Origin of the sequence: Streptomyces sp. NPDC001890, assembly GCF_042891445.1 — a bacterium.
Lineage (GTDB): Bacteria > Actinomycetota > Actinomycetes > Streptomycetales > Streptomycetaceae > Streptomyces.
This window is the reverse complement of the sequence record NZ_JBIATE010000028.1, coordinates 13,192-38,547: the sequence shown is the minus strand read 5'-3', so window position 1 is coordinate 38,547 and position 25,356 is coordinate 13,192. Positions and strand designations below refer to the sequence as shown.

Here is a 25,356-nt window from a genome sequence, read left to right as displayed (position 1 = left end):
GCGCGGTGCCCGGGTGGTGACCCGGACCGCACGAAATATGTTCGCCGTTCCTCGGGCCCGGGTGAGATCCTGGGCTCCGTATGTCTACTTCCTTCGCTGATCTCCAGAACCGGCTCGGAGAGATCTCGCTCCGCGATGCGCACCGGCTCGGCCGCCGTCTCGAAGGGGCGCGCCGCATCCGTAAGCCCGAGGCCAGGCAGTCCGTGCTCGACGAGATCGCCGCCGAGGCCGCAAAGGCGGCCGAGCGGCTCTCGGTGCGTGCCGCGCGGATGCCCGCCCTGTCGTACCCGGAACAGCTCCCGGTCAGTCAGAAGAAGGACGAGATCCTGGAGGCGATACGCGACCACCAGGTCGTGATCGTCGCCGGGGAGACCGGATCCGGCAAGACCACGCAGATCCCGAAGATCTGCATGGAGCTGGGGCGCGGCGTCCGGGGCATGATCGGGCACACCCAGCCGCGCCGGATCGCGGCCCGTACGGTCGCCGAGCGCGTCGCGGACGAGCTGAAGACGCCGCTGGGCGAGGCGGTCGGCTGGAAGGTCCGCTTCACCGACCAGGTGAACCCCGACGCGACGTTCGTGAAGCTGATGACGGACGGCATCCTGCTCGCCGAGATCCAGACGGACCGCGAGCTGCGCGCCTACGACACGATCATCATCGACGAGGCCCACGAGCGGTCGCTGAACATCGACTTCCTGCTCGGCTATCTGGCCAGGCTGCTGCCCAAGCGCCCGGATCTGAAGGTCGTCATCACCTCGGCGACGATCGACCCCGAGCGGTTCGCGCGCCACTTCGGCGAGGCGCCGATCGTCGAGGTCAGCGGGCGTACGTATCCCGTCGAGGTGCGGTACCGCCCTCTCCTGGAGGAGGAGGGCGAGGACTCCGACCGCGACCAGATCACGGCGATCTGCGAGGCCGTGGACGAGCTCCAGACGGAGGGGCCCGGCGACATCCTGGTCTTCCTCTCCGGCGAGCGGGAGATCCGTGACACCGCGGACGCACTGAACAAGCGCAACCTCCGCCACACCGAGGTACTCCCCCTCTACGCCCGGCTCTCGCACGCCGAGCAGCATCGCGTGTTCCAGCGGCACACCGGGCGCCGGATCGTCCTGGCGACCAACGTCGCCGAGACCTCACTGACCGTCCCCGGCATCAAGTACGTGATCGACCCGGGCAACGCCCGGATCTCGCGCTACAGCCACCGCACCAAGGTCCAGCGGCTGCCGATCGAGCGGATCTCGCAGGCCAGCGCCAACCAGCGCAAGGGCCGCTGCGGCCGTACGTCGGACGGCATCTGCATCCGGCTGTACTCCGAGGACGACTTCCTGACCCGTCCGGAGTTCACCGACCCGGAGATCCTCCGTACGAACCTGGCCTCCGTCATCCTCCAGATGACCGCGGCCGGCCTCGGCGACATCGAGAAGTTCCCCTTCATCGACCCGCCGGACCACCGCAACATCCGCGACGGCGTCCAGCTCCTCCAGGAGCTCGGTGCGCTCGACCCGGAGGAGAAGGATCCGAAAAAGCGGCTCACCCAGCTGGGCCGCAAGCTCTCCCAGCTGCCCGTCGACCCGCGCCTGGCCCGCATGGTCATCGAGGCCGACCGCAACGGCTGTGTCCGCGAGGTCATGGTCATCGCCTCCGCGCTCTCCATCCAGGACCCGCGCGAGCGGCCCTCGGAGAAGCAGACCCAGGCCGATCAGCAGCACGCCCGCTTCAAGGACGAGACCTCCGACTTCCTGGCGTTCCTGAACCTGTGGCGGTACATCCGCGAGCAGCAGAAGGAGCGCGGCTCCTCCAGCTTCCGCCGGATGTGCAAGCAGGAGTACCTGAACTTCCTGCGCATCCGCGAATGGCAGGACATCTACGCGCAGCTGCGTACGGTCGCCAAGCAGATGGGCATCCACCTCAACGAGGAGGACGCCCCCGAGCAGTCGGTGCACACCTCGCTGCTGGCCGGGCTGCTCTCGCACATCGGTCTGAAGGACACCGAGAAGAACGAGTACCTGGGCGCCCGCAGCGCCAAGTTCGCGATCTTCCCCGGTTCGGCGCTCTTCAAGAAGCAGCCGCGGTTCGTGATGTCGGCCGAGCTGGTCGAGACGTCCCGGCTGTGGGCGCGGGTCAACGCCAAGGTCGAGCCGGAGTGGATCGAACCGCTGGCCCAGCACCTGCTGAAGCGCACCTACAGCGAGCCGCACTGGGAGAAGGACCAGGCGGCGGTGATGGCGTACGAGCGGGTCACGCTCTACGGGGTGCCGATCGTCGCCCAGCGCAAGATCAATTTCGGCCGGATCGACGCCGAGACCTCCCGCGACCTGTTCATCCGCAACGCCCTGGTCGAGGGCGACTGGCGCACCCACCACCAGTTCTTCCACGACAACCGCAAGCTCCTCGGCGAGGTCGAGGAGCTGGAGCACCGTGCCCGGCGCCGCGACATCCTCGTGGACGACGAGACGCTCTTCGACTTCTACGACCAGCGGATCCCCGAGCACGTGGTCTCCGGGGCGCACTTCGACTCCTGGTGGAAGCACAAGCGCCGGGACGAGCCGGACGCCCTGGACTTCGAGCGCTCGATGCTCATCAACGAGAAGGCCGGGGCCGTCACCAAGGACGACTACCCGGACTCCTGGCGCCAGGGGAAGCTCAAGTTCAAGGTCACGTACCAGTTCGAGCCCGGCGCGGACGCCGACGGTGTGACCGTCCACATCCCGCTCCAGGTGCTCAACCAGGTCACCGCCGAGGGCTTCGACTGGCAGATCCCCGGCCTGCGGGAGGAAGTGGTCACCGAGCTGATCCGCTCGCTGCCCAAGCCGATCCGCCGGCACTACGTCCCCGCGCCGAACTACGCGGACAAGTTCCTGGACCGGGCCGTACCGCTGCAGGAGCCGCTGCCGGTCACGCTGGCCCGGGAGCTCCAGCGGATGGTCGGCGTCCCGGTCTCGGCCGACGACTTCGACCTGAGCCGCGTCCCGGACCACCTGAAGATCACGTTCCGGATCGTCGACGAGCGGCGCCGCAAGGTGTCCGAGGACAAGGACCTGGAGGCGCTGAAGCTCCAGCTGCGCCCGAAGGCCCGTCAGGCGCTCTCCAAGGCCGCCGCGGCCACCGCGGGCCCCTCCGGCGAGTCCATCGAGCGTTCGGGCCTCACGGACTGGACGATCGGCACGCTGAACCGCGTCTTCGAGACCCGCCGTGCGGGCCAGCCGGTGAAGGCGTACCCGGCGCTGGTGGACCAGGGCGACACCGTGGCCGTACGGCTCTTCGACACCGAGGCCGAGCAGCTGCAGGCGATGTGGCTGGGCACCCGGAAGCTGATCATGCTGAACGTGCCGGTGAACCCGGCGAAGTTCGCCTCCGACAAGCTGACGAACCAGCAGAAGCTGGCCCTGTCCCGCAATCCGCACGGCTCCATCCAGGCCCTCTTCGAGGACTGCGCGACGGCGGCCGCCGACCGGCTGATCGGCGCGCACGGCGGCCCGGCCTGGGACGAGGAGTCGTTCCGGAAGCTGTACGACAAGGTGCGCACCGATCTCGTCGCCCTGACCGAGCACACGGTCAAGCAGGTCCAGCAGGTGCTGGCCGCCTGGCAGGCCTGCGAGCGGCGCCTGAAGGCCACCAGCAGCCTGGTCCTGGTCAACAACGTCACCGACGCCCGGGACCAGCTCGCGGCCCTGATGCCGCCGGGGTTCGTCACGAAGACCGGGCTGCGCAGGCTGCCCGACCTGATGCGCTACCTGGTCGCCGTGGACCGCCGGCTCCAGCAGATGCCGACGGCCGTCCAGCGCGACACCACGCGCATGGAGAAGGTCCACGAGATGCAGGACGAGTACGCCTGGCTGCTCGAACAGATGCCGCAGGGCAGGCCCGTACCGCAGGAGGTCTTGGACATCCGCTGGATGATCGAGGAGCTCCGGGTCAGCTATTTCGCCCACGCGCTGGGGACGGCCCACCCCGTCTCCGACAAGCGGATCGTGAAGGCGATCGACGCGGCGGCGCCGTGAGACGGCCCCGGACGGGCGGCTTCCGCAACGGTGACGGAGCCGCCACCCAGGGTGAGTTCGACCGCACCCTCTGACCTGCTGTACAGTCTGGTTTCGCAGCCAGCCGCAAGGAAGGCAGCGAAAACCTGGTCCTGTGGAGCAGTTTGGAGTGCTCGCCACCCTGTCAAGGTGGAGGCCGCGGGTTCAAATCCCGTCAGGACCGCAGTAACGAAAGCCCGGATCCTTCTGGATCCGGGCTTTCGCGCGTCTTGACTCGGGCAGCCGCCGACGAGTACTCAGACAGCAGAGGCCGCCCCTGATTTCCCGGTGCGGGGCGGCGGTCCACCGGGAGGTGGCGCGCATGACGACGTCCGCCACGCACGAGACCCGCGCGCTCCTGCGCGCCCACCTGGCCGCCTCTTCCGGCCGCCGCCATCTCACCCGCCACTGCGCGGTCTGCCATCGGCTCCTGCGGCTCGCCATGGAGCCCGTGACGGCCCGCCGGACCTATTCCGCCCCCGAACCGCCGGCCCCGCGCACAGAGCCCCTGGAGGGCGCCCCCGGGACCGAGGACGAAAGTCCCTCGGGCGAGTGACCAATGGCGGGGCTTTCCGCTTCCCGGCGGTGGCAGGCTCGTACTTGGCAAGACTCGCGCAGTGTGACGGGAGTCACCGAAAGAGTTTTGAGAAGGGGTGACTTTACACCCTTCCTACAACTGGCGAATTTAATATGTGCAATTGCACCACCTGGACGGGAGTGCCGGGGGACCATATGGAGTGCGCCGCCCCGGCCTTCCCGGGCGGTACGGAACGCTCCCGCACAGACCCGCTCAAGCCCGCACGGCACCCCGGCCGGACCCGACCGGACGCGCGGTTTCCGGCGCCCGGCGAGGGCCCGCGCGACCCCGCCCCGATGTCGCGCGGGCACAAAAAGATCGCGCTGGACCCGGCGGAGTCCAGCGCGATCGAACGACGCACCCGTATTGCACAGGTATGGCGCCCGTTGGGGCGGGCGCCCGTCATTTGGAGCTATGGGTGGGCCTGTACGGGTTGGGGGACCCGGAAGCCCGGTTGTTGCGCGGCGACAGGGGGTGTGTCAGGCCTCGCTGCGCTGCTGCGGAATACCCGCAAGCAGTGCGCGGACCTCTGCCTCGCGGTACCGGCGATGTCCACCGAGCGTGCGGATGGACGTGAGCTTGCCGGCCTTGGCCCAGCGGGTAACCGTCTTCGGGTCCACGCGGAACATCGTGGCAACCTCAGCCGGGGTCAGCAGCGGCTCGGCATCAGGGGTGCGAGCGGTCATGAGCGGCCTCCTCGGGAGAACCGAACCATCTCGGTTCTTTCCTCTAAATTCTGCACCTTGACCCGCGTTGCCCGAAATGGCGGACGCGGGCCGAGTCGGTTATAGGACGAACGGCTTGTCCTCGGCACTACAACTACACCATCCGTCCAGCCACGTCGGCCAAACCGATGGAATTGCCCTCCCAGGTGTTCATCAGCGACGGAAGCCGATGGACCATGCCATAGCGGACAGTCACTCCGCCGTGACGATCAGTCACAGAGCGATCAGGAGCCATCAGACCCCCCATAGAGTGCAATGCTGAGCATTCCGCCCTTAGTTGGACGGACGGAGCCCTCCCCGGGCTCCTTGTCCTATTTTGGCATGAGGAGTAGGGAAGGGCGCAAGAGCCCAGTTAGTGCTATCCATCACGCTTGAGGCAAAGGCCCGGTTCGGGACGTAGGTCCTAGGACCACAGAAGTACCGTTCCGCCTCTTTGTTCACACGCGTCACACAGCACACAGGGACAGACGCAGAAACCGCCCGGTCAGTTCGCGAACTGACGATCTCTCACGGCCCGCCAGCGCTCCGCCAGCCGGCCGTACGCCTCGCTCGCCCCCTCCGTGTCACCGGCCTGCAGCGCCGCGATGCCCTCGGCCACATCGGCGGCCGACCGGTCCCCGGCGAGCTCCTTCGCTGGCAGCGCGTGCACCAGGCCCGCGTAGTCCAGCTCGACCAGCGCCCGGGGATGGAACTCCTCCAGCCAGCGCCCCACGTCCACGAGCCCCTCGGTCAGCGGCCCCTCGTCCACCGAGTCCCGCAGCGCCCTCAGCGCACGGGCCAGCCGGCGACGGGCCTGCACCATCGGCGTCCGGTACCGCAGCACGGGCGCCGCACCGTCCTCGCCCGCCGCCGCGTACTCCCGCTCCTCGTCGGAGAAGAGCACGAACCACCGCACCGGCACCTGCCACACCGACGTACGGATCCACGGCCTGGCGTCCGGATTCCGCTCCGCCCACCGCTCGTGGTCCGCGGCCGCCTGCCCCCGCACCACCGGCGGCAGCACCGCGTCGAGCACCGGCCCCGGGAACATCTCCGCCAGCTCCTCCAGCGCCAGCCAGCCACGCAGCCTGGTCCGCCACGGACAGACGCACACCACCCCGTCGACCTCGGCGACGAAGGCGTCCGCGCTCTCGTGCACCGGCACGGCGATGGGCGGCGTGGCCGCCAAGTCGGCGAGCGAGCGGCGCAGTTCGTCCTGGGCCGTGGGGGTCCGGGCCCGCCCGGCGTACCGGGCCCAGTGGGTGCGTTCGGGCTCCGGGAAGGCGGCCAGCGGCTCGTACACCCGGAGGTAGGACGCATAAGGGACGAGCACCGAAGACACCACCGACATGCAGCAGATCGTGTCACGCCCGTACTCCGCAGGGGGGTGATCCTGAGCACGGAAACAGATCTACGTCCAGGTAGGACTTACGCTCTTGCCCTGTCGGACCGGCCATGCCGGCCGGTCCGCGGCCCTCCCCACCTTCAGGAGGGTCTTCGCCGCTTCGTACTTGGGAGTCACCACAGTGACCGATCTGACCGACGGCGTCCTGCACACCCTGTTCCACTCGGAACAGGGGGGCCACGAACAAGTCGTGCTCTGCCAGGACCGTGCCAGCGGCCTCAAGGCCGTCATCGCCATCCACTCGACCGCCCTGGGCCCGGCCCTCGGCGGCACCCGCTTCTATCCGTACGCCTCCGAGGAGGAGGCCGTCGCGGACGCGCTGAACCTCTCGCGCGGCATGTCCTACAAGAACGCCATGGCCGGTCTCGACCTCGGTGGCGGCAAGGCCGTCATCATCGGCGACCCCGAGCAGATCAAGTCGGAGGAACTGCTGCTGGCCTACGGCCGGTTCGTGGCCTCGCTCGGCGGGCGCTACGTGACCGCCTGCGACGTCGGCACCTATGTCACCGACATGGACGTCGTCGCCCGCGAGTGCCGCTGGACCACCGGCCGCTCCCCGGAGAACGGCGGCGCCGGCGACTCCTCCGTCCTCACCGCGTTCGGTGTCTTCCAAGGCATGCGGGCCTCGGCGCAGCACGTCTGGGGCGACCCGACGCTGCGTGGCCGAAAAGTGGGGGTCGCGGGGGTCGGCAAGGTCGGGCACCACCTGGTCGAGCATCTGCTCTCGGACGGTGCGGAGGTCGTGATCACGGATGTGCGGGAGGAATCCGTACGCCGGATCACCGAGAAGCACCCCGAGGTCGCCGTCGCCGCGGACACCGAGGCGCTGATCCGTACCGAGGGTCTCGACATCTATGCCCCGTGCGCGCTCGGCGGTGCGCTGAACGACGAGAGCGTCGCGGTGCTCACGGCCAAGGTGGTGTGCGGTGCGGCCAACAACCAGCTCGCGCACCCCGGCGTCGAGAAGGACCTCTCGGACCGTTCGATCCTGTACGCGCCCGACTACGTGGTGAACGCGGGCGGGGTCATCCAGGTCGCCGACGAGCTGCACGGCTTCGACTTCGACCGGTGCAAGGCCAAGGCGTCGAAGATCTTCGACACCACGCTGGCCATATTCGCACGTGCGAAGGCTGACGGCATTCCGCCGGCCGCCGCGGCCGACCGGATCGCCGAGCAGCGGATGGCCGAAGCGCGCCGCCACTGAAGGTGACGGACGCGTCACCGCGCGTCCGCACCGCCCCGTGGTCCCCCGACCCGTCGACCGGCGAGACAAGACTCACGCCGGTCGGCGGGTCGCGTGCCAAGAAGAGGTTAAAATCGCAGTTGACCAGCGAGGACGGGGCTCCTCGCCGGTCTCCTTCCGGGGCGCGTGATGCGGGCGGCGTACCGTATGGCCGCGGAAGCAGGTACCGTTAAAGCCCTACGGGCACGGTCTCTCATCCGAGGGTCCGTCCTGAAACATGAACGCGTGTCAAGACTCTGGGGCCGTCGAGCCCCGTCACCGAGGGGGTCGAGCCATGGGGCGCGGCCGGGCAAAGGCCAAGCAGACAAAGGTCGCCCGCCAGCTGAAGTACAGCAGCGGCGGGACTGACCTGTCGCGTCTGGCCAATGAGCTGGGCGCATCGCCTTCGAGTCAACCACCGAACGCAGAGCCGTTCGAGGACGACGACGAGGAAGATGACCCGTACGCACAGTACGCGGATCTGTACAACGACGACGAGGACGAGGACGAGGACGACAAGTCCGGTCCGTCGTCACAGCGCCGCGGCGCTTGACCTCGCGCTGACACATCAACCCGGTCCGGGCCTGTCCCGGACCGGGTTCTGTGCTGTCCCGGCCCGGTCGTCCGGCCGCTCGTGCGGGACCCGGTCCTCCGGGGCTTCTCCCCGGCCGCCGGAACTGCTGGAGTTCCGGCGGCCGGGCAGGTAGCGGTCATCGGGTCGCCCCGGTGTGCCCGCCTCGTGTCTATCGCGCGTACCCGCCGACGAGCTCCGCGCCCGAGGTGTGTGCCCCGCGCTCGGTGATCTCGCCCGCGACCCAGGACTCGATCCCGCGGTCGGCCAGGGTCGTCAGGGCCACGTCCACGGACTCGGCCGGGACGATCGCGATCATGCCGACGCCCATGTTCAGCGTCTTCTCCAGCTCCAGCTGCTCGACCTGTCCGGCCTTGCCCACCAGGTCGAAGACCGCGCCGGGGGTCCAGGTGGAGCGGTCGACCGTGGCGTGCAGTCCGTCCGGGATGACCCGGGCCAGGTTGTTGGCCAGGCCGCCGCCGGTGACGTGGCTGAAGCCGTGCACCTCGGTGGTGCGGGTGAGCGCCAGACAGTCCAGCGAGTAGATCTTGGTGGGCTCCAGGAGTTCCTCGCCGAGCGTGCGGCCGAACTCCTCGACCTGGCGGTCCAGCGACCAGCCGGCCCGGTCGAAGAACACGTGCCGGACGAGCGAGTACCCGTTGGAGTGAAGACCGGACGACGCCATGGCGATCACGGCGTCCCCCTTACGGATGCGGTCCGGGCCCAGCAGCCGGTCGGCCTCGACCACGCCCGTTCCGGCGCCGGCGACGTCGAAGTCGTCCGGGCCGAGGAGGCCGGGGTGCTCGGCCGTCTCGCCGCCGACCAGGGCGCAGCCCGCGAGGACGCAGCCCTCGGCGATGCCCTTCACGATGGCCGCGACACGCTCGGGGTGCACCTTGCCGACGCAGATGTAGTCGGTCATGAAGAGCGGCTCGGCGCCGCAGACGACCAGGTCGTCGACGACCATGCCGACGAGGTCGTGGCCGATGGTGTCGTACACGCCCATCTTGCGGGCGAGGTCGACCTTGGTGCCGACACCGTCGGTGGCGGAGGCGAGCAGCGGCCGCTCGTAGCGCTTGAGGGCCGAGGCGTCGAAGAGTCCGGCGAAACCGCCGAGGCCGCCGAGGCCCGCGACCTCGGGGCGCTGCGTCTTCTTCACCCACTCCTTCATCAGCTCGACGGCACGGTCGCCGGCCTCGATGTCGACGCCCGCTGCCGCGTAGGAAGCACCTGTTGTCTCAGACATTGCCTGGGATCTTTCGTGTGGAAATACGGGGCTGGTGGCCGGAGGGATACGGCTGGGCCGTCACGGCCGACGCAGGGCGTCGGCCGCGGCGGTCGCCGCAGGGCCTGCTGCCAGCTCGGTCTCCAGCAGCTGCTTGCCGAGCAGCTCCGGGTCCGGGAGCTCCATGGGGTACTCACCGTCGAAGCAGGCGCGGCACAGGTTCGGCTTGGCGATCGTCGTCGCCTCGACCATGGCGTCGAGCGAGATGTACGCGAGCGAGTCCGCGCCCATGGACGTGGAGATCTCGTCGACCGTCATGCCGTTGGCGATCAGCTCGGCGCGGGTCGCGAAGTCGATGCCGAAGAAGCAGGGCCATTTCACCGGCGGGGACGAGATCCGGATGTGGATCTCGGCGGCACCGGCCTCGCGGAGCATCCGGACCAGTGCGCGCTGGGTGTTGCCGCGGACGATCGAGTCGTCGACGACCACCAGGCGCTTGCCCTTGATGACTTCCTTGAGCGGGTTCAGCTTGAGGCGGATGCCCAGCTGCCGAATGGTCTGGGAGGGCTGGATGAAGGTCCGGCCGACGTAGGCGTTCTTCACCAGTCCGGCGCCGAACGGGATGCCGCTGGCCTCCGCGTAACCGATGGCCGCGGGGGTGCCGGACTCCGGTGTCGCTATGACCAGATCGGCCTCGACCGGGGCCTCGGCGGCCAGCTTGCGGCCCATCTCCACCCGGGAGAGGTAGACGTTGCGCCCGGCGATGTCGGTGTCGGGGCGGGCCAGGTAGACGTACTCGAAGACACAGCCCTTGGGCTTCGCTTCCGCGAACCGCGAGGTGCGCAGGCCGTTCTCGTCGATGGCGACGAGCTCGCCCGGCTCGATCTCGCGTACGAAGCTGGCACCGCAGATGTCGAGGGCGGCGGACTCGGAGGCCACCACCCAGCCGCGCTCCAACCGGCCGAGGACCAGCGGGCGGATGCCCTGCGGGTCGCGGGCGGCGTAGAGGGTGTGCTCGTCCATGAAGACCAGCGAGAAGGCGCCCTTCACCCCGGGAAGCACCTTGGCGGCGGCCTCCTCGATGGTGAGCGGCTTGCCGTCCTCGTCGGTCTGGCCGGCGAGCAGCGCGGTCACCAGATCGGTGTCGTTCGTCGCGGCGACCTGGGTGGCGCGGCCGTCCTTGCGGGGAAGGGCGGCGACCATCTCGGCGAGCTCGGCCGTATTGACCAGGTTGCCGTTGTGACCCAGGGCGATCGAGCCGTGCGCGGTCGCACGGAACGTCGGCTGCGCGTTCTCCCACACCGAGGCACCGGTGGTGGAGTAGCGGGCATGACCGACCGCGATATGGCCCTGGAGAGATCCCAGAGACGTTTCGTCGAAGACCTGCGAGACCAGTCCCATGTCCTTGAAGACCAGGATCTGGGACCCGTTGCTCACTGCGATACCCGCGGACTCCTGTCCACGGTGCTGCAGGGCATACAGTCCGAAATAGGTGAGCTTGGCGACCTCTTCGCCCGGAGCCCAGACACCGAAGACGCCGCAAGCGTCCTGGGGGCCTTTCTCTCCGGGGAGCAGGTCGTGGTTGAGTCGTCCATCACCACGAGGCACGCCACCGAGTGTAGGCGAGATCGACCACTGGTCCGAATTCGAGATACCGGGCCGGACCACCGGGGAAGCGCTCCCAGGAACGGTTCTAGGGGTGTTCCCGCCGGTCACGCGGAGTGATCATTCGCCGGGTCGGGTGGGGTGCGGATCGGGCCATGGGGCGGCGGTCGCCCGGATCAGCGCCCGGTTACCGTCGGGTTCCGGCCACTCGGGCCACGGGGTCCGCCGGGCCGGATGGTGGCGCTCGGTGAGGCGGTGGGCGGTCCGGCGGGAAGTCCGACCGAACGCGCGTTTCGTGGCGAGCCTCACACCGCGATGCCCGGGATGCGGTCCTCGATGCCCGCGATGCGGCCCTCCGCGCACGAGATGCGGCTTGCCGGTCGAGGTGCGGCCGTTCGCGCACGAGGTGCGGCCCGCCGGTCCACGAGGCGCGGCCTTTCGTGCACGAGATGCGGCCCGCCGATCCACGAGGTGCGGCCTTTCGGTCCACGGGGTCCGCAGGGCGAGACCGCCGTTGACAGGCGCATGCCTGGTTGGCAGGCTCCTGCACCATGCAGACCCGGCCCCTCGGTGACCACTCGGTCACGCTCGTGGAGCGCCGCCACGTCGATCTGGGACGTGTCGCGAGCGCCATCTGTCGCTGCGCCTGACTCCACCGGCGCGCTCTCGGCTGCCTCTGCCTCCGTGTTTCCCGTTCTCCCGCCTTCGCGGTGATTCGACACGGCTTTCACGGCTCCCGCCTCTCCGCCGCGCGCCGCCCTGCCCACCTTCGCCGCCGCGCGCGGCCGAGTCCTGCACCGGAGCAGTCATGCCTTCTCGCCCTGCGAACAACCACTCCAGCGGTTCCGATCGATCTCTGACCAGGCGGGCCTTCGGGACCGCCGTCGGCGCGACCGCCGCCACCGCCGCCGTCGGCCTCCCGGCCGCCGCCCCCGCGGCAGCCGCCGAACCCGTGGCCGGCCACGTACCGGAGCGGCCCTTCCGGGCGGCCCGCGGCAAGCACGCCCGGCGGCCCAACATCCTGTTCATCCTCGGCGACGACCTCGGCTGGGCCGATCTGTCCTCGTACGGGTCACCGCACATCCGAACCCCCCACCTGGACCGGCTCGGGCGCCAGGGCGTGCGGTTCACCGACGCCTACTCCGGGTCCGCCACCTGCTCCCCCACCCGGTTCAGCCTCTACACCGGGCGCTATCCGGGCCGTACGAAGGGCGGGCTCGCCGAGCCCATCGCGGACCGGTCGGTGGGGCTCGAACCCACCCATCCCACGCTCGCGTCGCTGCTGCGCGGCGCCGGGTACGCCACCGCGCTGATCGGCAAGTGGCACTGCGGTCATCTGCCCGACCACAGCCCCACCAGGTCGGGCTGGGACGAGTTCTTCGGGAATTTCGGCGGGGCGCTGGAGTACTACTCCAAGCTCGGCCTCGGCGGCGAGTACGACCTGTACGAGGGCGACGCCGAGTACAAGGACCTGCGCTACTACACCCGGATCCTGACCGAACGGGCGAGCGAGTACGTACAGCGCGACCACGGGGACAGGCCCTGGCTGCTCAATCTGAACTTCACCACCCCGCACTGGCCGTGGATCGCGGAGGGCGACACGGCCGAGAGCGCGGAGATCGTCCGCAGGATCAAGGAGGGCGGGCTCGGGGGGCTCTTCCACGCCGACGGCGGCTCGGTCGAGAAGTACAAGCAGATGGTGGAGGACCTGGACCGTTCGGTCGGCGAGGTGCTGAAGGCGCTGAAGCACTCCGGGCAGGAGGAGGACACGCTCGTCTTCTTCGCCAGTGACAACGGCGGCGAGCGCTTCTCGTACCAGTGGCCGCTCTCCGGCAACAAGAGCTCGCTCCAGGAGGGCGGCATCCGGGTTCCGGCGGTGCTGCGCTGGCCGGCCAGGATCGATCCGCACCAGGTGAGCGACCTGCCGGTGTTCTCGCCCGACTGGACGGCGACCCTGCTGGAGCTCGGCGGCGCCCGGCCGGACCCGGCGTATCCGCTGGACGGCGTCAGCCTCGCCGGATATCTGCTGCGGGGCGAGCGGCCCCGGGAGCGCGATCTGTTCTGGCGGGTGCGCGGGGAGCGGGCACTGCGCCGGGGCGACTGGAAGTACTACCGGGGCCGGGGCGGAAAGGACCAGTTGTTCCAGCTCGCCCACGACCAGCGCGAGCAGGCCGACCGGGCGGCCGCGGAGCCGGAGCTGCTGGCCGAGCTGCGGGCGTCCTGGGAGCGGACCGACGCCGGACTGCTGCCGTATCCGACGGGGACCTGAGAGGGGCGGCGCCGGACTGCTGCCGTATCCGACGGGGGCCTGAGAGGGGCGGCGCGGGACTGCTGCCCTATCCGACGGGGCCTGAGAGGGACGGCGCGCGGTGGCCGATCCCGTACGCCCTCAGCCCATCAGGGGCAGCAGGGCGCCGAGGTCGGCCCGCTCCCCGCTGGCGCCGACCTTCGCCTCGTCGAGCGCCCTCGCCCACTCCGTACGCCCGGTGGCGAGCCGGATCCAGGTGAGCGGGTCGGTCTCGACGACGTTGGGCGGCGTACCCCGGGTGTGTCTGGGGCCCGGCACGCACTGGACGACGGCGAACGGCGGGACCCGCACCTCCACCGAGCCGCCCGGCGCCTTCTCCGCGAGGGCGTCGGCGAGCAGCCGGGTGCAGGCGGCGAGCGCCTGCCGGTCGTACGGGATGTCGAGGCCGGCCGCCTCGTTCAGGTCGTCGGTGTGCACGACGAGTTCGACGGTACGGGTGACGAGGAAGTCGGCCAGCCGCATCACCCCGACCCGCGTCGCCACCAGCCGCTCGTCGCCGGCCCCGGGCACCAGTTCCTCGAACCGCCCCACGACCTCCTCGTACAACGCCTCCAGGTCGGGGCGGTCCACGGCGAGCGTCCTGGTGTCGTCGGCGATGCCGGCCGCCTTGTCAGCGGTCGCGAACGGCCACTGGACGAGCGTGAGGCCGGCTTTCGCCGCGGCGGGTTCCGGCAGCTCCAGGAGCCGGGTGACGCCGGAGAGCGCCATGGTCAGGTGTACGGCCAGTTCGCGCACGGTCCAGTCGCCGAGCCGGGTCGGCTGCGCGAGCTGTCCGGGCGTCAGGGTGCGGACGGCTTCCCGGACATGGGCGAACTGGGCCAGGACCGCGGCGCGGGTCTTGACCGGGTCGTAGCGACGGGCACGTTTCTGGGACGGCGGCATGTCCGCGAGCCTAAGGGCTGTCCCGACGGCCTCAGCGCCGGATCGCGAAGTCGCCCAGGCCGCCGGCGAGCAGGGCGAATCCGCGCTCGGCGAGCGCGGTGGCGTCCGCGGCGATCGCGTCCGCCGGCTCTCCCGCCAGCAGCCGCTGCTGGTTCGCGTGGATGAGGGCGTTGCGGGTGCCGATCAGCTGGGCGCCCGCGACCCGCGCGATGGCCGGCTCCTCCCCCTCCTCGACCAGCACTTCGGCGAGCAGGTCGAAGGAGCGCATGGAGAACGCGTGGGCCCGGATGAGCAGCGCCGGGGTCTCCTGGATCAGCCGGCGTACTCCGAGTACCACCGGCAGGTCGCTCATTCCGACCGAGGGATCGCGCCGCTCGACGGCGGCCAGGAACTGTCCGCGCACGGCGGCCAGGGCGGATTCGCCGGGGGCCCGGTCCCGTACCGTGCGCGCGACATCGCCGACGTGCTCCTCCATGGGGGCGAGGACCAGGTCCTCCTTGCCGGCGAAGTAGTTGAAGACGGTCATCTTCGACACCTCGGCCGCCTCCGCGATCTCGGCGACCGAGACCTTGTCGAAGCCGCGCTCGGCGAAGAGTTCGGTGGCCGCGGCCAGCAGGCGGTGCCGCGTCTGGAGCTTCTTGCGCTCGCGCAGGCTCATCCCCTCGGTCATGGCATCACTGTACCAGGATGAATGTTAATCCCGGATTAATTCTTGACTCGATACATTTTCATGGGCCATGGTGGTGCCCGGTCACAGCGGCACCATGCCGCTCCGGAGGGGGAGCCCCGTCATGTCCACAGCCAGATCAGCAGCCATGACCCACCGTCAGCGCGTCATGGGGTTCGTGCTCTGCATCGCCACGATCCTGCTGGCCGTGCTCGACACGAACATCGTCTCGGCGGCGACCGTGCCGATCGTCAGTGATCTCGACCCGGTGCACGGCGTCGACAAGATCCCCTGGCTGATCGCCGCCTATCAGCTCGCCGCGACCGCCGCGCTGCCGCTCTACGGGAAGCTCTGCGACGTGATCGGCGCCAAGAAGGTCTTCATCGGGGCCGTCGCCACCTTCCTCGCCGGTTCGGCGCTGTGCGGAACGGCCGGTTCGATGGGCTGGCTGATCGCCGCCCGCGCGCTCCAGGGCATCGGCGGCGGCGGACTGATGAGCGTCACCATGGTCGTGCTGCGTGAGCTCAAGGGCCCCGAGGAGAAGGACAGCGGTAAGGGCGGCAAGGGCGGCAGCGTCGGCGGGATCATCGCGGGGGCGGGGATGGCGCTCGGGCCGTGGCTCGGCGGAACCCTCGCCGACCATGCCGACTGGCGGTGGATCTTCTACGTCAATCTGCCGATCGGCCTCGCCGTCCTGGCCGCGGCGGTCAAGGTACTGAAGCTGCCCGTGCGGACCACCCGCCGCACGATCGACTTCCTGGGCGCCGGGCTCGCGGCCGCCTTCTCCACCATGCTGCTGCTGGTCACCGAGTGGGGAGGCAAGGACCACGCCTGGTCGTCCCCGCTGATCGTCGGCCTCCTCGTGGCGACCGTCGCCACGCTCGTCCTCTTCGTACGCCGCCAGGCCACCACCGCCGAACCGGTCCTGCCGCTCGGCCTGTTCAGGATCCGCGAGCTCCGGTACGGCTTCGCCATCCAGGGCCTGGTCGGCGCGGCCATGATGGGCTCGATGGTCTACGTGATGATCTATCTCCAGGCCGTGCGGGGGATCGCCGCCTCGTCGGCCGGGCTCTGTCTCATCCCGATGGCGATCGGGATGACGGCTGTCGGACTGCTCTCCGACAGGCTGGCCGGGGCCGGCTGGTCGCAGAAGACCTTCGTCCTCAGCGGCACCGCCTGCGCGTCCGCCGCCCTGGCCCTGCTCGCCACGCTCTCCACCGACACCGGCCTGTGGACCGTGCGCGCCGCGCTGCTGCTGATGGGCATCGGCTTCGGGCAGCTCATCGGCCAGCTGATCCAGCTGGTCCAGGACACCGCGCCGGCCGGGCAGTTGGGCGTGGCGACGACGGGCGTCCGGTTCTTCCAGACCCTCGGCGGCGCGGTGGGTGCCGCGCTCTTCGGCACCGTGCTCAGCAGGGTCTACGCGGCCCGCGGCCCCGGCGGCACGACCAGCACCATGGGCCGGCTGACCGGCCACACCCGCCAGGAGGCGCTGGACGCCTTTGTCGCCTCGACGAATGTGGTCTTCTGGGCCGCGACCGGAGTGATGCTCCTGGCGACCGTTCTGGCGACCCGGCTGCCGTCCCGGCGCGAACCGGAACCGGAACCGGAGCCGGAGCCGGACCTTGCGGCGGCGGCCGATACCGCCGAATTCCCCACACCGCAGCCATGCACCCGGCCACTCACGCCGCTCCAGCGATGAAACGGAATTCCGCCGGAATTCCCGCACCCTGGGATACGAGGAAGGCCCCGCCCATGAACAGGGCGGGGCCGTCCTCGTCAGGAACGGGTACCTCAGGCGAGCAGAGCCGGAATGGTCGCCTCGTGCGCCGTGCGCAGCTCGTCCAGCGGAATGCTGAACTCACCCTGGACCTCGATCTGCGCGCCGTCCACGACACCGATCCGGGCGACGGGCAGACCCCGCGCACCACACATGTCGTTGAAGCGGAGCTCCTCGCTCCGCGGCACCGAGACGACCGCGCGCCCCGCCGACTCGGAGAAGAGGAACGTGAACGTGTCCAGACCGTCCGGCACGACCAGCCGGGCGCCCTTCCCGCCGCGCAGGCAGGACTCGGTGACCGCCTGGACCAGACCGCCGTCGGAGAGGTCGTGCGCCGCGTCGATCATGCCGTCGCGGGAGGCCGAGATCAGGATCTCGCCGAGCAGCTTCTCGCGGCCCAGGTCGACCTTGGGCGGCATGCCGCCGAGGTGACCGTGGACGACCTCGGACCAGGCCGAGCCGCCGAACTCCTCATGCGTGTCGCCCAGCAGGTAGAGGAGCTGGCCCTCCTCCGCGAAGGCGACCGGCGTACGCCGGTTGACGTCGTCGATCACGCCGAGCACGGCCACGACCGGCGTCGGGTGGATCGCCGTCTCACCGGTCTGGTTGTACAGCGAGACGTTGCCGCCGGTGACCGGGGTGCCCAGCTCCAGGCAGCCGTCCGCGAGACCACGGGTGGCCTCGGCGAACTGCCACATGACGTCCGGGTCCTCGGGCGAGCCGAAGTTCAGGCAGTCCGAGATGGCCAGCGGCTTGGCGCCGGAGGCGGCGACATTGCGGTACGACTCCGCCAGCGCGAGCTGCGCGCCGGTGTACGGGTCGAGCTTGGCGTACCGGCCGTTGCCGTCGGTCGCCATGGCCACGCCCAGGTTCGACTTCTCGTCGATCCGGACCATGCCGGCGTCCTCGGGCATCGCGAGCACGGTGTTGCCCTGCACGAACCGGTCGTACTGATCCGTGATCCAGGACTTCGACGCCTGGTTCGGCGAGGCGACCAGCTTGAGGACCTGCTCGCGCAGCTCCGCGCCGTTCGCCGGCCGGGCCAGCTTGCCCGCGTCGTCGGCCTGGAGCGCGTCCTGCCAGGACGGGCGGGCGTACGGGCGGTGGTACGTCGGGCCCTCGTGGGCGACGGACCGCGGCGGCACGTCGACGATCTGCTCGCCGTGCCAGAAGATCTCCAGCTGGGAGCCCTCGGTCACCTCACCGATGACGGTGGCGATGACGTCCCACTTCTCGCAGATCTCCAGGAAGCGCTCGACGTGCTGCGGCTCGACGATCGCGCACATGCGCTCCTGCGACTCGCTCATGAGGATTTCCTCGGGCGAGAGGGAGGAGTCGCGCAGCGGCACGGTGTCCAGCTCGACGCGCATGCCGCCGGAACCGGCGGAGGCCAGCTCGGACGTGGCGCAGGAGAGCCCGGCGCCGCCGAGGTCCTGGATGCCCGCGACGAGCTTCTCCTTGAAGATCTCCAGGGTGCACTCGATGAGGAGCTTCTCCTGGAACGGGTCGCCGACCTGGACGGCCGGGCGCTTGGCCGGGCCGGTCGACTCGAAGGTCTCCGAGGCCAGCACGGAGACGCCGCCGATGCCGTCGCCGCCGGTGCGGGCGCCGTAGAGGATCACCTTGTTGCCGGGGCCCGAGGCCTTCGCCAGGTGGATGTCCTCGTGCTTCATCACGCCGATGCAGCCGGCGTTGACGAGCGGGTTGCCCTGGTAGCAGGCGTCGAAGACGACCTCGCCGCCGATGTTCGGCAGACCCAGGCAGTTGCCGTAGCCGCCGATGCCCGCGACGACGCCCGGCAGGACGCGCTTGGTGTCGGGGTGGTCGGCCGCGCCGAACCGCAGCGGGTCGACGACGGCGACCGGGCGGGCACCCATGGCGAGGATGTCGCGGACGATGCCGCCGACGCCGGTGGCCGCGCCCTGGTAGGGCTCGATGTACGAGGGGTGGTTGTGCGACTCGACCTTGAAGGTGACCGCGTACCCCTGCCCGACGTCGACCACACCGGCGTTCTCGCCGATGCCGACGAGCATCGCGTCGTTGACGGGGACCTTCTCGCCGAACTGCTTGAGGTGGACCTTGCTGCTCTTGTACGAGCAGTGCTCGGACCACATCACGGAGTACATGGCGAGCTCGGCGCCGGTGGGACGGCGGCCCAGGATCTCGCGGATCCGGGCGTACTCGTCCTCCTTGAGGCCGAGCTCCTTCCAGGGCTGCGCGACGTCCGGGGTCTCGGCCGCGTGCTTGACCGTATCCAGGCTCATGCGTTGACCAGCTTCTTGATGATCGAGGTGAAGAAACCGAGACCGTCGGTGCGGCCGGTTCCGATCAGCGGCTCGACGGCGTGCTCCGGGTGCGGCATCAGGCCGACGACATTGCCCGCGGCGTTGGTGATGCCGGCGATGTCCCGCAGCGAGCCGTTGGGGTTCATGTCCAGGTAGCGGAAGGCGACCCGGCCCTCCGCCTCCAGCTCGTCGAGCACCCGCTCGTCGGCGACGTAACGCCCGTCCATGTTCTTGAGCGGTACGGAGATCTCCTGGCCCGCGGAGTAGTCCGAGGTCCAGGCGGTCTCCGCGTTCTCGACGCGCAGCTTCTGGTCGCGGCAGATGAAGTGCAGGTGGTTGTTGCGCAGCATCGCGCCGGGCAGCAGATGCGCCTCGGTCAGGATCTGGAATCCGTTGCAGATGCCGAGGACCGGCATCCCCGCCTTCGCCTGCTCGATGACGGTCTCCATGACCGGCGAGAAGCGGGAGATGGCTCCGGCCCGCAGATAGTCGCCGTAGGAGAAGCCGCCCGCCAGGATGACCGCGTCGACCTGGTGCAGGTCCTTGTCGCGGTGCCACAGCGATACGGGTTCGGCGCCCGCGACCCGCACGGCCCTCAGGCTGTCCTTGTCGTCGAGCGTGCCGGGAAAGGTGACGACTCCGATACGAGCAGTCACTTCGACTCCTCGGCCTTCTCCACCTTCACGGTGAAGTCCTCGATGACGGTGTTGGCGAGGAAAGTCTCGGCCATCTCGTGAATACGGCCGAGGGCGGCGTCGTCGACCGGCCCTTCGACCTCCAGCTCGAAACGCTTTCCCTGACGTACGTCCGCGATTCCCTCGAAGCCGAGACGGGGCAGTGCACGCTGCACCGCCTGTCCCTGCGGGTCGAGGATCTCGGGCTTGAGCATGACGTCGACTACGACGCGTGCCACTGGCACTCCCGGTGGTGGTGTGGTGCGGCTGTTTCTCCGGGGGGTTCCCCAGACCCCCGCAGGTCCCCTCAGCCTACCTGGCCAGAAATTCTACGCGGGTAGATATCAAGAACCTTGATCACGCCCAGATATCGGACGCGACAACACATGGGGAAAGTCCTGCAAAAAAAATCCTCACCACCAGCACACATAGAAGGCTGACACGCGGAGGTAATTGCGCGGACTTCACAATGCGGCACCCATCGCTGTACAAATGATTACCGGGGAATGCAGCAACGACCCTAAACAGTCGGCAACCGTCGACGCCGTATCCGCCTACCAGCCGGAAGGCCGGTATCAGCGCACACCGGACGCGCCGATACCGTAGGAAAGGACCGATATCCGTGGCTCAGCGCGTAGTGGTCACGCTCTCCGACGACATCGACGGGGGAGCAGCGGCGGAAACGGTCACCTTCGCCCTGGACGGGAAGTCGTACGAGATCGACCTCAATACGTCCAATGCAAAGAAACTGCGCAAGGCCCTCGCGCCGTACATGGCGGCGGGCCGAAAGCAGACAAACGCCGGCAAGCGTGGCAAGACCCCCGTGTCGTACCGGCACACCTCCCTCGCTCCCGACCCGGCGGCCGTGCGCGCCTGGGCACGCTCGCACCAGATGGAAGTACCGGCCCGCGGCCGGATCCCCAAGAAGGTCTACGAGGCGTTCCGCGAAGCGAGTTGACCGGCCGACAGGGCCCCCGGCACCCCCCTCGGCGACACCTTGCGGGCACCGACTTGCGCTACACCCCTGCAGGTCGGCTAAAGTCTGGAGCACGCCGAGGGGCAAGGCCGCAAAGCCGAACCTCACGCAGCGTGCGGGTGTAGTTCAGTAGCAGAACATCCCCCTTCCAGGGGGAAGGCGCAGTGTGCAATTCCTGTCACCCGCTCTGCATCGTTCTTATCGACCACTCCGGTGGATCGGGTAGAGTGATGCTCGCACCGCCCGATGAACTCCTTTCGAGGAGTACAATGAGCGGCAGCAATGCGGACGTGGCTCAGTTGGTAGAGCATCACCTTGCCAAGGTGAGGGTCGCGAGTTCGAATCTCGTCGTCCGCTCTTGATCGAATTGAAGGCCCTGGTCGATATCGACCAGGGCCTTCATCGTGTCTGCCCTCACATGACGTTTGTCATGAGCAGTGATGACAGCTCGCACTGATCGCGTCGCCGATCGCGCGGAAACCTGTAGTCATGACCAGCGACGACATGCCAGGCAACCGCGCGGACCGGACTGCGGCACCCGCCGCAGTCACTTCCGCCTCCGCACCCGCCCCCGTCCCCTCCCCCATCTCCACACCCGATTCCGTCTCCGCACCCGCACCCGCACTCGCATCCGCATCCGTCTCCGCGTCCGGGGCCGACGCGGCCACCTCCGGTGCGGTGATCGAGGCGGCCGGTGTGCGGCGGCGCTATGCGGGCGGCTTCGAGGCCGTGGCCGGTGTCTCCTTCTCGGTGGCGCGCGGCGAGCTCTTCGCCCTGCTCGGTACGAACGGCGCCGGGAAGACCTCCACCGTCGAGCTGCTGGAGGGCCTGGCCAGGCCCGACGCCGGCACGGTCCGGGTGCTCGGCCACGACCCGTTCCGCGAGCGCGCCGCCGTCCGGCCGCGGATCGGGGTGATGCTCCAGGAGGGCGGCTTCCCGTCCGACCTGACGGTCACCGAGACGGTCCGGATGTGGGCGGGCTGCACCAGCGGCGCGCGCCCGACCGGTGAGGCGCTGGAGCTGGTCGGGCTCGGCCACCGGGCGCGGGTGCGGGTCAAGCAGCTCTCCGGCGGCGAGCGGCGCCGTCTCGACCTGGCGCTGGCCCTGCTCGGACGGCCCGAGGTGCTGTTCCTTGACGAGCCGACCACCGGGCTCGACGCCGAAGGGCGGCGGGACACCTGGGAGTTGGTGCGCGAGCTGCGGGACGGCGGCACCACCGTCCTGCTCACCACGCATTACCTGGAAGAGGCCGAGACGCTCGCCGACCGGCTGGCGATCATGCACCAGGGGCGAATAGTGACGGCGGGCACCACCGCCGAGGTGACGGCCGCCCGCCCCGCCCGCATCCGGTTCGAGCTGCCGCAGGGAGTGCCGGCGGCCCGGCTTCCGCTGGGGCTGCGAGCCGCCGCAGAGGGCCACCGGATCGAGATCCGTACCCACCGCTTGCAGGAGTCACTGGACGAACTGCTGACTTGGGCAAGGGAGTCGGACGTCCGGCTGCTCGGCCTCGATGCCCGCTCGGCCTCGCTCGAAGAGGCGTTTCTCGACATCGCGCAGAGCGCGTCGGAATCCGAAAAGGTGGCTGCGTGATGACGACCACGACGACCGGCAGGACCGGCACGACTGGTGCGACTGGTGCGCCTGGTGCGTCAGGAACGAGCGCGGCGGCCGGCACGACGCTCCGGGGCCGGCTGACCGCTCTCGGGCGCGCCGAAGTCGCCCTGCTCGCCCGCAACCGGACGGCGGTGTTCGTCTCGCTGCTGATGCCCGCCGCCATGGTCCTGGCGATGAAGTCGACGCTGAAGCAGTCCGTTCTCGACGGGACCGGTCTGTCCGTCGCCGCGGCCGCGCTCAGCGGCGGCATCGGCATCGTGCTGATGCAGGCCGTCTACATGAACCTGGTCTCGTCCTATGTGGCGCGGCGCGAGGACCTCGTCCTGAAGCGGCTGCGCACCGGCGAGGTCACCGACCGGGAGATCCTCATCGGGACCGCCCTGCCGTCGGTCGCCCTGGCCCTGGCCCAGACAGTGGTGATCGTGGTGGCGGGGACGGCCTTCTTCGGCCTCGCCGCGCCGCAGCGGCCCGAACTGCTCCTGGCGGGCCTGCTGCTGGGCGCGGTGCTGCTGGCGGCACTGGCCGCGGCCACCTCCGCGGTGACCCGTACCGTGCAGACCTCGCAGCTCACCACCCTCCCGCTGTTCTTCATATCGATGATGGGCTCGGGGCTCTTCGTGCCGCTGGAGATCATGCCCGACCCGATGGCGTCCGTGTGCGAACTGCTGCCGGTGACCGGGGTGATGACACTCGTCCGGACGGGCTGGCTGGGCGGGACCGGCGGCTCCGACCTGCTCGTGGCTGCCATGACCGGGCTGGCCTGGACCGGGTTCGCCGTGTTTGCTGTGCAGCGGTGGTTCCGCTGGGATCCGCGACGCTGAGGGGGGACGTGCCGTGTCGGTGCTCATGCGGGGCTGGCGCCGCAGGTGGCAGAAGCGCAGCAAGCTGGAGCGGATCGATCTGTACTCGCGGGTGACCCTCTCGGTGGTGCCCTGGCTCTTCACCCTGTCGTGGCAGCTGCCCCCCTTCAAGTCGGACATCCGCCATGCGCCGCTGCCGATCGCCCTGGGCGTGGCACTGCTGCTCGTGAGCCTGGTGCAGTGCCTGCTGAGCAACCGCAACGTCCAGCTGTCGTATGCGCACTATCTCGGCACCGCCGTCTTCCCCCGGCGGCGGCAGCTGCCGCCCCTGGTGCTGCTGATGGTGAGCCTGGGGCTGCTGGCGACGATGGCCAGTGTGGACGGCATCGAGGATGCCGGGCTGCTCCTCATGATCTCGAACGCACCGGTGGCGTTCGCGATAACGCAGACCCTGCTGGTGCCGGTCCGCACCTTCCTGATCCAGTCGCTCACCGTCACCGCGCTGGGCGTCGGCATCTTCGCCGCGGTCGGGGTGCGGGGCGGGACACTGGCCGGGGTGGTGCCGACCTCGCTCTTCGGCTGCGTGCTCGTCCTGATCTCCGTACGGCCCAGTGCCTGGAGCCTGGGTGTGATGTGGCAGGCCGAGGAGGCCCGGGATCTTCAGGCCCGGCTCGCGGTCGCCGAGGAGCGGCTGCGGTTCGGGCGGGACCTGCACGACGTACTGGGCCGCAATCTCGCCGTGATCGCGCTGAAGAGCGAGCTGGCCGTGGAGCTGGCCCAGCGCGGCAGGCCGGAGGCGGCGGACCAGATGGTCGAGGTGCAGCGGATAGCCCGCACCTCGCAGCAGGAGGTGCGCGATGTCGTACGGGGATACCGGGAGGCCGATCTGAGTACGGAACTGGCCGGTGCCCGAGGGGTGTTGAGCGCGGCCGGGATCGGGTGCGAAGTGACGGGCGACGCCGGCGACCGGCTGCCCACGCCCGTGCAGTCGGCGCTCGGCTGGGTCGTGCGGGAGGCGGCGACCAATGTGCTGCGGCACGGCGATCCACGCCACTGCACGATCCGGCTCAGAGCCTCGGCGGACAAGGTCGTGCTGCTGGTGGAGAACGACGGGGTGAAGGTGGCCGACGCGGGGCAGGGCGGGAGCTCAGGGGCGGGCGACGGCTCCGGACCGGGCGGTTCCGGGCTCGCGGGGCTGCGGGAGCGGTTGCGGGTGGTCGATGGCTCGCTGGACGCGGGCCCGGCGGGGAACGGCCTGTTCCGGCTCACGGCTACGATCCCGCTCGGCCCGGGGGCGGCGTCCCCGCTCGGCCCGGGGGCGGCGTCCCCGCTCGGCCCGGCGGCGTCTCCGGCCCGCCTCGGCAAGCCGCCTGCCGCCCGGGAGGCACCCGCCCTTCAGGAGGAACGACGATGACGACCGTACGGGTGCTGCTCGCCGACGACGAGCACCTGATCCGGGGCGCGCTGGCCGCGCTGCTGGCCCTGGAGGACGACCTCGTGGTGGTCGCGGAGGCCGCGACCGGCCCGGAGGCGCTGGCCATGGCTCGGGCCCACCGGCCCGATGTGGCGGTCCTCGATCTGGAGATGCCGGGCGCCGACGGTGTGAGTGTCGCCACATCCCTGCGGGCCGAACTGCCCGACTGCCGGACGATGATCGTGACCAGCCACGGCCTGCCCGGACACCTCAAGCGGGCACTCGCGGCGGGCGTGCGGGCCTTCGTGCCGAAGACCGTCAGTGCCCGGCAGCTGGCCGGGATCATCCGCACCGTGCATGCCGGAAACCGTTACGTGGACCCGGAGTTGGCGGCCGACGCGATCTCCGCCGGGGACTCTCCGTTGACCGCTCGGGAGACCCAGGTTCTGGAGCTGGCGGCGGACGGGGCGCCCGTCGCGGAGATCGCGGAGCGGGCTTCGCTGTCGCAGGGAACGGTCCGGAATTACCTCTCCGCGGCCGCCTCGAAGCTCGGAGCGGAGAATCGCCATGCCGCGGTGCGTCTCGCACGGCAGCGCGGATGGGTATAGTGGTTCTCGCGCTTCGGCGC

21 protein-coding genes and 3 tRNA genes are annotated in these 25,356 nt (G+C 69.8%); 15 read left to right on the top strand and 9 right to left on the bottom strand.

Annotation, left to right across the window (positions count from 1 at the left end):
• Positions 1–80 precede the first annotated feature (80 nt).
• The 3 genes from hrpA to ACFYY1_RS36545 all read left to right on the top strand — a co-directional run bounded on the left by hrpA (position 81) and on the right by ACFYY1_RS36545 (position 4,575).
• Positions 81–4,001 carry an ATP-dependent RNA helicase HrpA gene (hrpA, locus tag ACFYY1_RS36555; RefSeq protein WP_388593362.1) on the top strand — a complete coding sequence of 1,307 codons (3,921 nt, stop codon included), beginning with the start codon at positions 81–83 and terminating at the stop codon, positions 3,999–4,001.
• 127 nt (positions 4,002–4,128) lie between these two features.
• Positions 4,129–4,203: transfer RNA gene (locus ACFYY1_RS36550), tRNA-Asp, on the top strand.
• A 138-nt stretch (positions 4,204–4,341) separates the two neighbouring features.
• Positions 4,342–4,575, top strand: coding sequence for a DUF6274 family protein (locus ACFYY1_RS36545; RefSeq protein WP_388593359.1), 234 nt, complete (start codon positions 4,342–4,344; stop codon positions 4,573–4,575).
• A 500-nt stretch (positions 4,576–5,075) separates the two neighbouring features.
• Here ACFYY1_RS36545 and bldC read toward each other — a convergent pair whose 3' ends face one another.
• Positions 5,076–5,282, bottom strand: a complete 207-nt coding sequence (gene bldC, locus ACFYY1_RS36540; protein WP_003949541.1) for a developmental transcriptional regulator BldC — start codon at positions 5,280–5,282, stop codon at positions 5,076–5,078.
• Positions 5,283–5,805: 523 nt separating this feature from the next.
• Positions 5,806–6,651 carry a hypothetical protein gene (locus ACFYY1_RS36535; RefSeq protein ID WP_388593357.1) on the bottom strand — a complete coding sequence of 282 codons (846 nt, stop codon included), beginning with the start codon at positions 6,649–6,651 and terminating at the stop codon, positions 5,806–5,808.
• 175 nt (positions 6,652–6,826) lie between these two features.
• Here ACFYY1_RS36535 and ACFYY1_RS36530 point away from each other — a divergent pair, with 175 nt between their 5' ends.
• Both ACFYY1_RS36530 and ACFYY1_RS36525 read left to right on the top strand, forming a co-directional pair.
• Complete coding sequence (locus ACFYY1_RS36530) at positions 6,827–7,909, top strand: Leu/Phe/Val dehydrogenase (protein ID WP_388593355.1); 1,083 nt, start codon at positions 6,827–6,829, stop codon at positions 7,907–7,909.
• A 313-nt stretch (positions 7,910–8,222) separates the two neighbouring features.
• On the top strand, positions 8,223–8,480 hold the full coding sequence (locus ACFYY1_RS36525; protein WP_072488579.1) for a DUF3073 domain-containing protein: 258 nt from the start codon (positions 8,223–8,225) through the stop codon (positions 8,478–8,480).
• A 190-nt stretch (positions 8,481–8,670) separates the two neighbouring features.
• Here ACFYY1_RS36525 and purM read toward each other — a convergent pair whose 3' ends face one another.
• Positions 8,671–9,744, bottom strand: a complete 1,074-nt coding sequence (purM, locus tag ACFYY1_RS36520; RefSeq protein ID WP_388593353.1) for a phosphoribosylformylglycinamidine cyclo-ligase — start codon at positions 9,742–9,744, stop codon at positions 8,671–8,673.
• Positions 9,745–9,804: 60 nt separating this feature from the next.
• Positions 9,805–11,331: an amidophosphoribosyltransferase gene (gene purF, locus ACFYY1_RS36515; RefSeq protein WP_358946441.1), complete on the bottom strand. Its 1,527-nt coding sequence runs from the start codon at positions 11,329–11,331 to the stop codon at positions 9,805–9,807.
• Between the two features lie 548 nt (positions 11,332–11,879).
• Between purF and ACFYY1_RS36510 the strand changes: the two genes are divergently transcribed.
• Both ACFYY1_RS36510 and ACFYY1_RS36505 read left to right on the top strand, forming a co-directional pair.
• Complete coding sequence (locus tag ACFYY1_RS36510) at positions 11,880–11,978, top strand: putative leader peptide (RefSeq protein WP_388593351.1); 99 nt, start codon at positions 11,880–11,882, stop codon at positions 11,976–11,978.
• 158 nt (positions 11,979–12,136) lie between these two features.
• Positions 12,137–13,597: a sulfatase gene (locus ACFYY1_RS36505; RefSeq protein WP_388593349.1), complete on the top strand. Its 1,461-nt coding sequence runs from the start codon at positions 12,137–12,139 to the stop codon at positions 13,595–13,597.
• 120 nt (positions 13,598–13,717) lie between these two features.
• On the opposite strand, the gene ACFYY1_RS36500 is transcribed toward ACFYY1_RS36505, so the two are convergent.
• Together ACFYY1_RS36500 and ACFYY1_RS36495 are read right to left on the bottom strand one after the other, a co-directional pair.
• Positions 13,718–14,518 (bottom strand): sterol carrier family protein, encoded by an 801-nt coding sequence (locus ACFYY1_RS36500; RefSeq protein ID WP_388593347.1) that lies wholly within the window; start codon positions 14,516–14,518, stop codon positions 13,718–13,720.
• Between the two features lie 31 nt (positions 14,519–14,549).
• A complete protein-coding gene (locus ACFYY1_RS36495; protein WP_388593346.1) occupies positions 14,550–15,188 on the bottom strand; it encodes a TetR/AcrR family transcriptional regulator in 639 nt (212 codons plus the stop codon).
• A gap of 121 nt (positions 15,189–15,309) precedes the next feature.
• On the opposite strand from ACFYY1_RS36495, the gene ACFYY1_RS36490 reads away from it, so the two are divergent.
• Positions 15,310–16,887: an MFS transporter gene (locus ACFYY1_RS36490; protein ID WP_388593345.1), complete on the top strand. Its 1,578-nt coding sequence runs from the start codon at positions 15,310–15,312 to the stop codon at positions 16,885–16,887.
• A 92-nt stretch (positions 16,888–16,979) separates the two neighbouring features.
• Here the strand turns inward: ACFYY1_RS36490 and purL are convergent, their stop codons facing one another.
• The 3 genes from purL to purS are packed head-to-tail and all read right to left on the bottom strand — an operon-like array spanning position 16,980 to position 20,163.
• A complete protein-coding gene (purL, locus tag ACFYY1_RS36485; protein WP_388593343.1) occupies positions 16,980–19,229 on the bottom strand; it encodes a phosphoribosylformylglycinamidine synthase subunit PurL in 2,250 nt (749 codons plus the stop codon).
• On the bottom strand, positions 19,226–19,906 hold the full coding sequence (purQ, locus tag ACFYY1_RS36480; RefSeq protein WP_072488574.1) for a phosphoribosylformylglycinamidine synthase subunit PurQ: 681 nt from the start codon (positions 19,904–19,906) through the stop codon (positions 19,226–19,228). The genes purL and purQ overlap by 4 nt, the downstream gene beginning before the upstream one ends.
• Positions 19,903–20,163: a phosphoribosylformylglycinamidine synthase subunit PurS gene (gene purS, locus ACFYY1_RS36475; protein WP_037695153.1), complete on the bottom strand. Its 261-nt coding sequence runs from the start codon at positions 20,161–20,163 to the stop codon at positions 19,903–19,905. The genes purQ and purS overlap by 4 nt, the downstream gene beginning before the upstream one ends.
• 383 nt (positions 20,164–20,546) lie before the next feature.
• Between purS and ACFYY1_RS36470 the strand changes: the two genes are divergently transcribed.
• The 7 genes from ACFYY1_RS36470 to ACFYY1_RS36440 all read left to right on the top strand — a co-directional run bounded on the left by ACFYY1_RS36470 (position 20,547) and on the right by ACFYY1_RS36440 (position 25,336).
• On the top strand, positions 20,547–20,882 hold the full coding sequence (locus ACFYY1_RS36470; protein ID WP_388593341.1) for an Lsr2 family protein: 336 nt from the start codon (positions 20,547–20,549) through the stop codon (positions 20,880–20,882).
• Positions 20,883–21,015: 133 nt separating this feature from the next.
• A tRNA-Gly gene (locus tag ACFYY1_RS36465) sits at positions 21,016–21,087 on the top strand.
• A 97-nt stretch (positions 21,088–21,184) separates the two neighbouring features.
• Positions 21,185–21,257, top strand: a tRNA-Gly gene (locus ACFYY1_RS36460).
• 132 nt (positions 21,258–21,389) lie between these two features.
• Positions 21,390–22,490, top strand: a complete 1,101-nt coding sequence (locus tag ACFYY1_RS36455) for an ABC transporter ATP-binding protein (protein ID WP_388593339.1) — start codon at positions 21,390–21,392, stop codon at positions 22,488–22,490.
• Positions 22,490–23,335, top strand: a complete 846-nt coding sequence (locus ACFYY1_RS36450; protein ID WP_388593338.1) for an ABC transporter permease — start codon at positions 22,490–22,492, stop codon at positions 23,333–23,335. The genes ACFYY1_RS36455 and ACFYY1_RS36450 overlap by 1 nt, the downstream gene beginning before the upstream one ends.
• A 19-nt stretch (positions 23,336–23,354) precedes the next feature.
• Positions 23,355–24,728 (top strand): sensor histidine kinase, encoded by a 1,374-nt coding sequence (locus ACFYY1_RS36445; protein ID WP_388593419.1) that lies wholly within the window; start codon positions 23,355–23,357, stop codon positions 24,726–24,728.
• Positions 24,725–25,336, top strand: a complete 612-nt coding sequence (locus ACFYY1_RS36440; RefSeq protein WP_388593337.1) for a response regulator — start codon at positions 24,725–24,727, stop codon at positions 25,334–25,336. Before ACFYY1_RS36445 ends, ACFYY1_RS36440 begins: the two co-directional genes overlap by 4 nt.
• Positions 25,337–25,356: the final 20 nt, after the last annotated feature.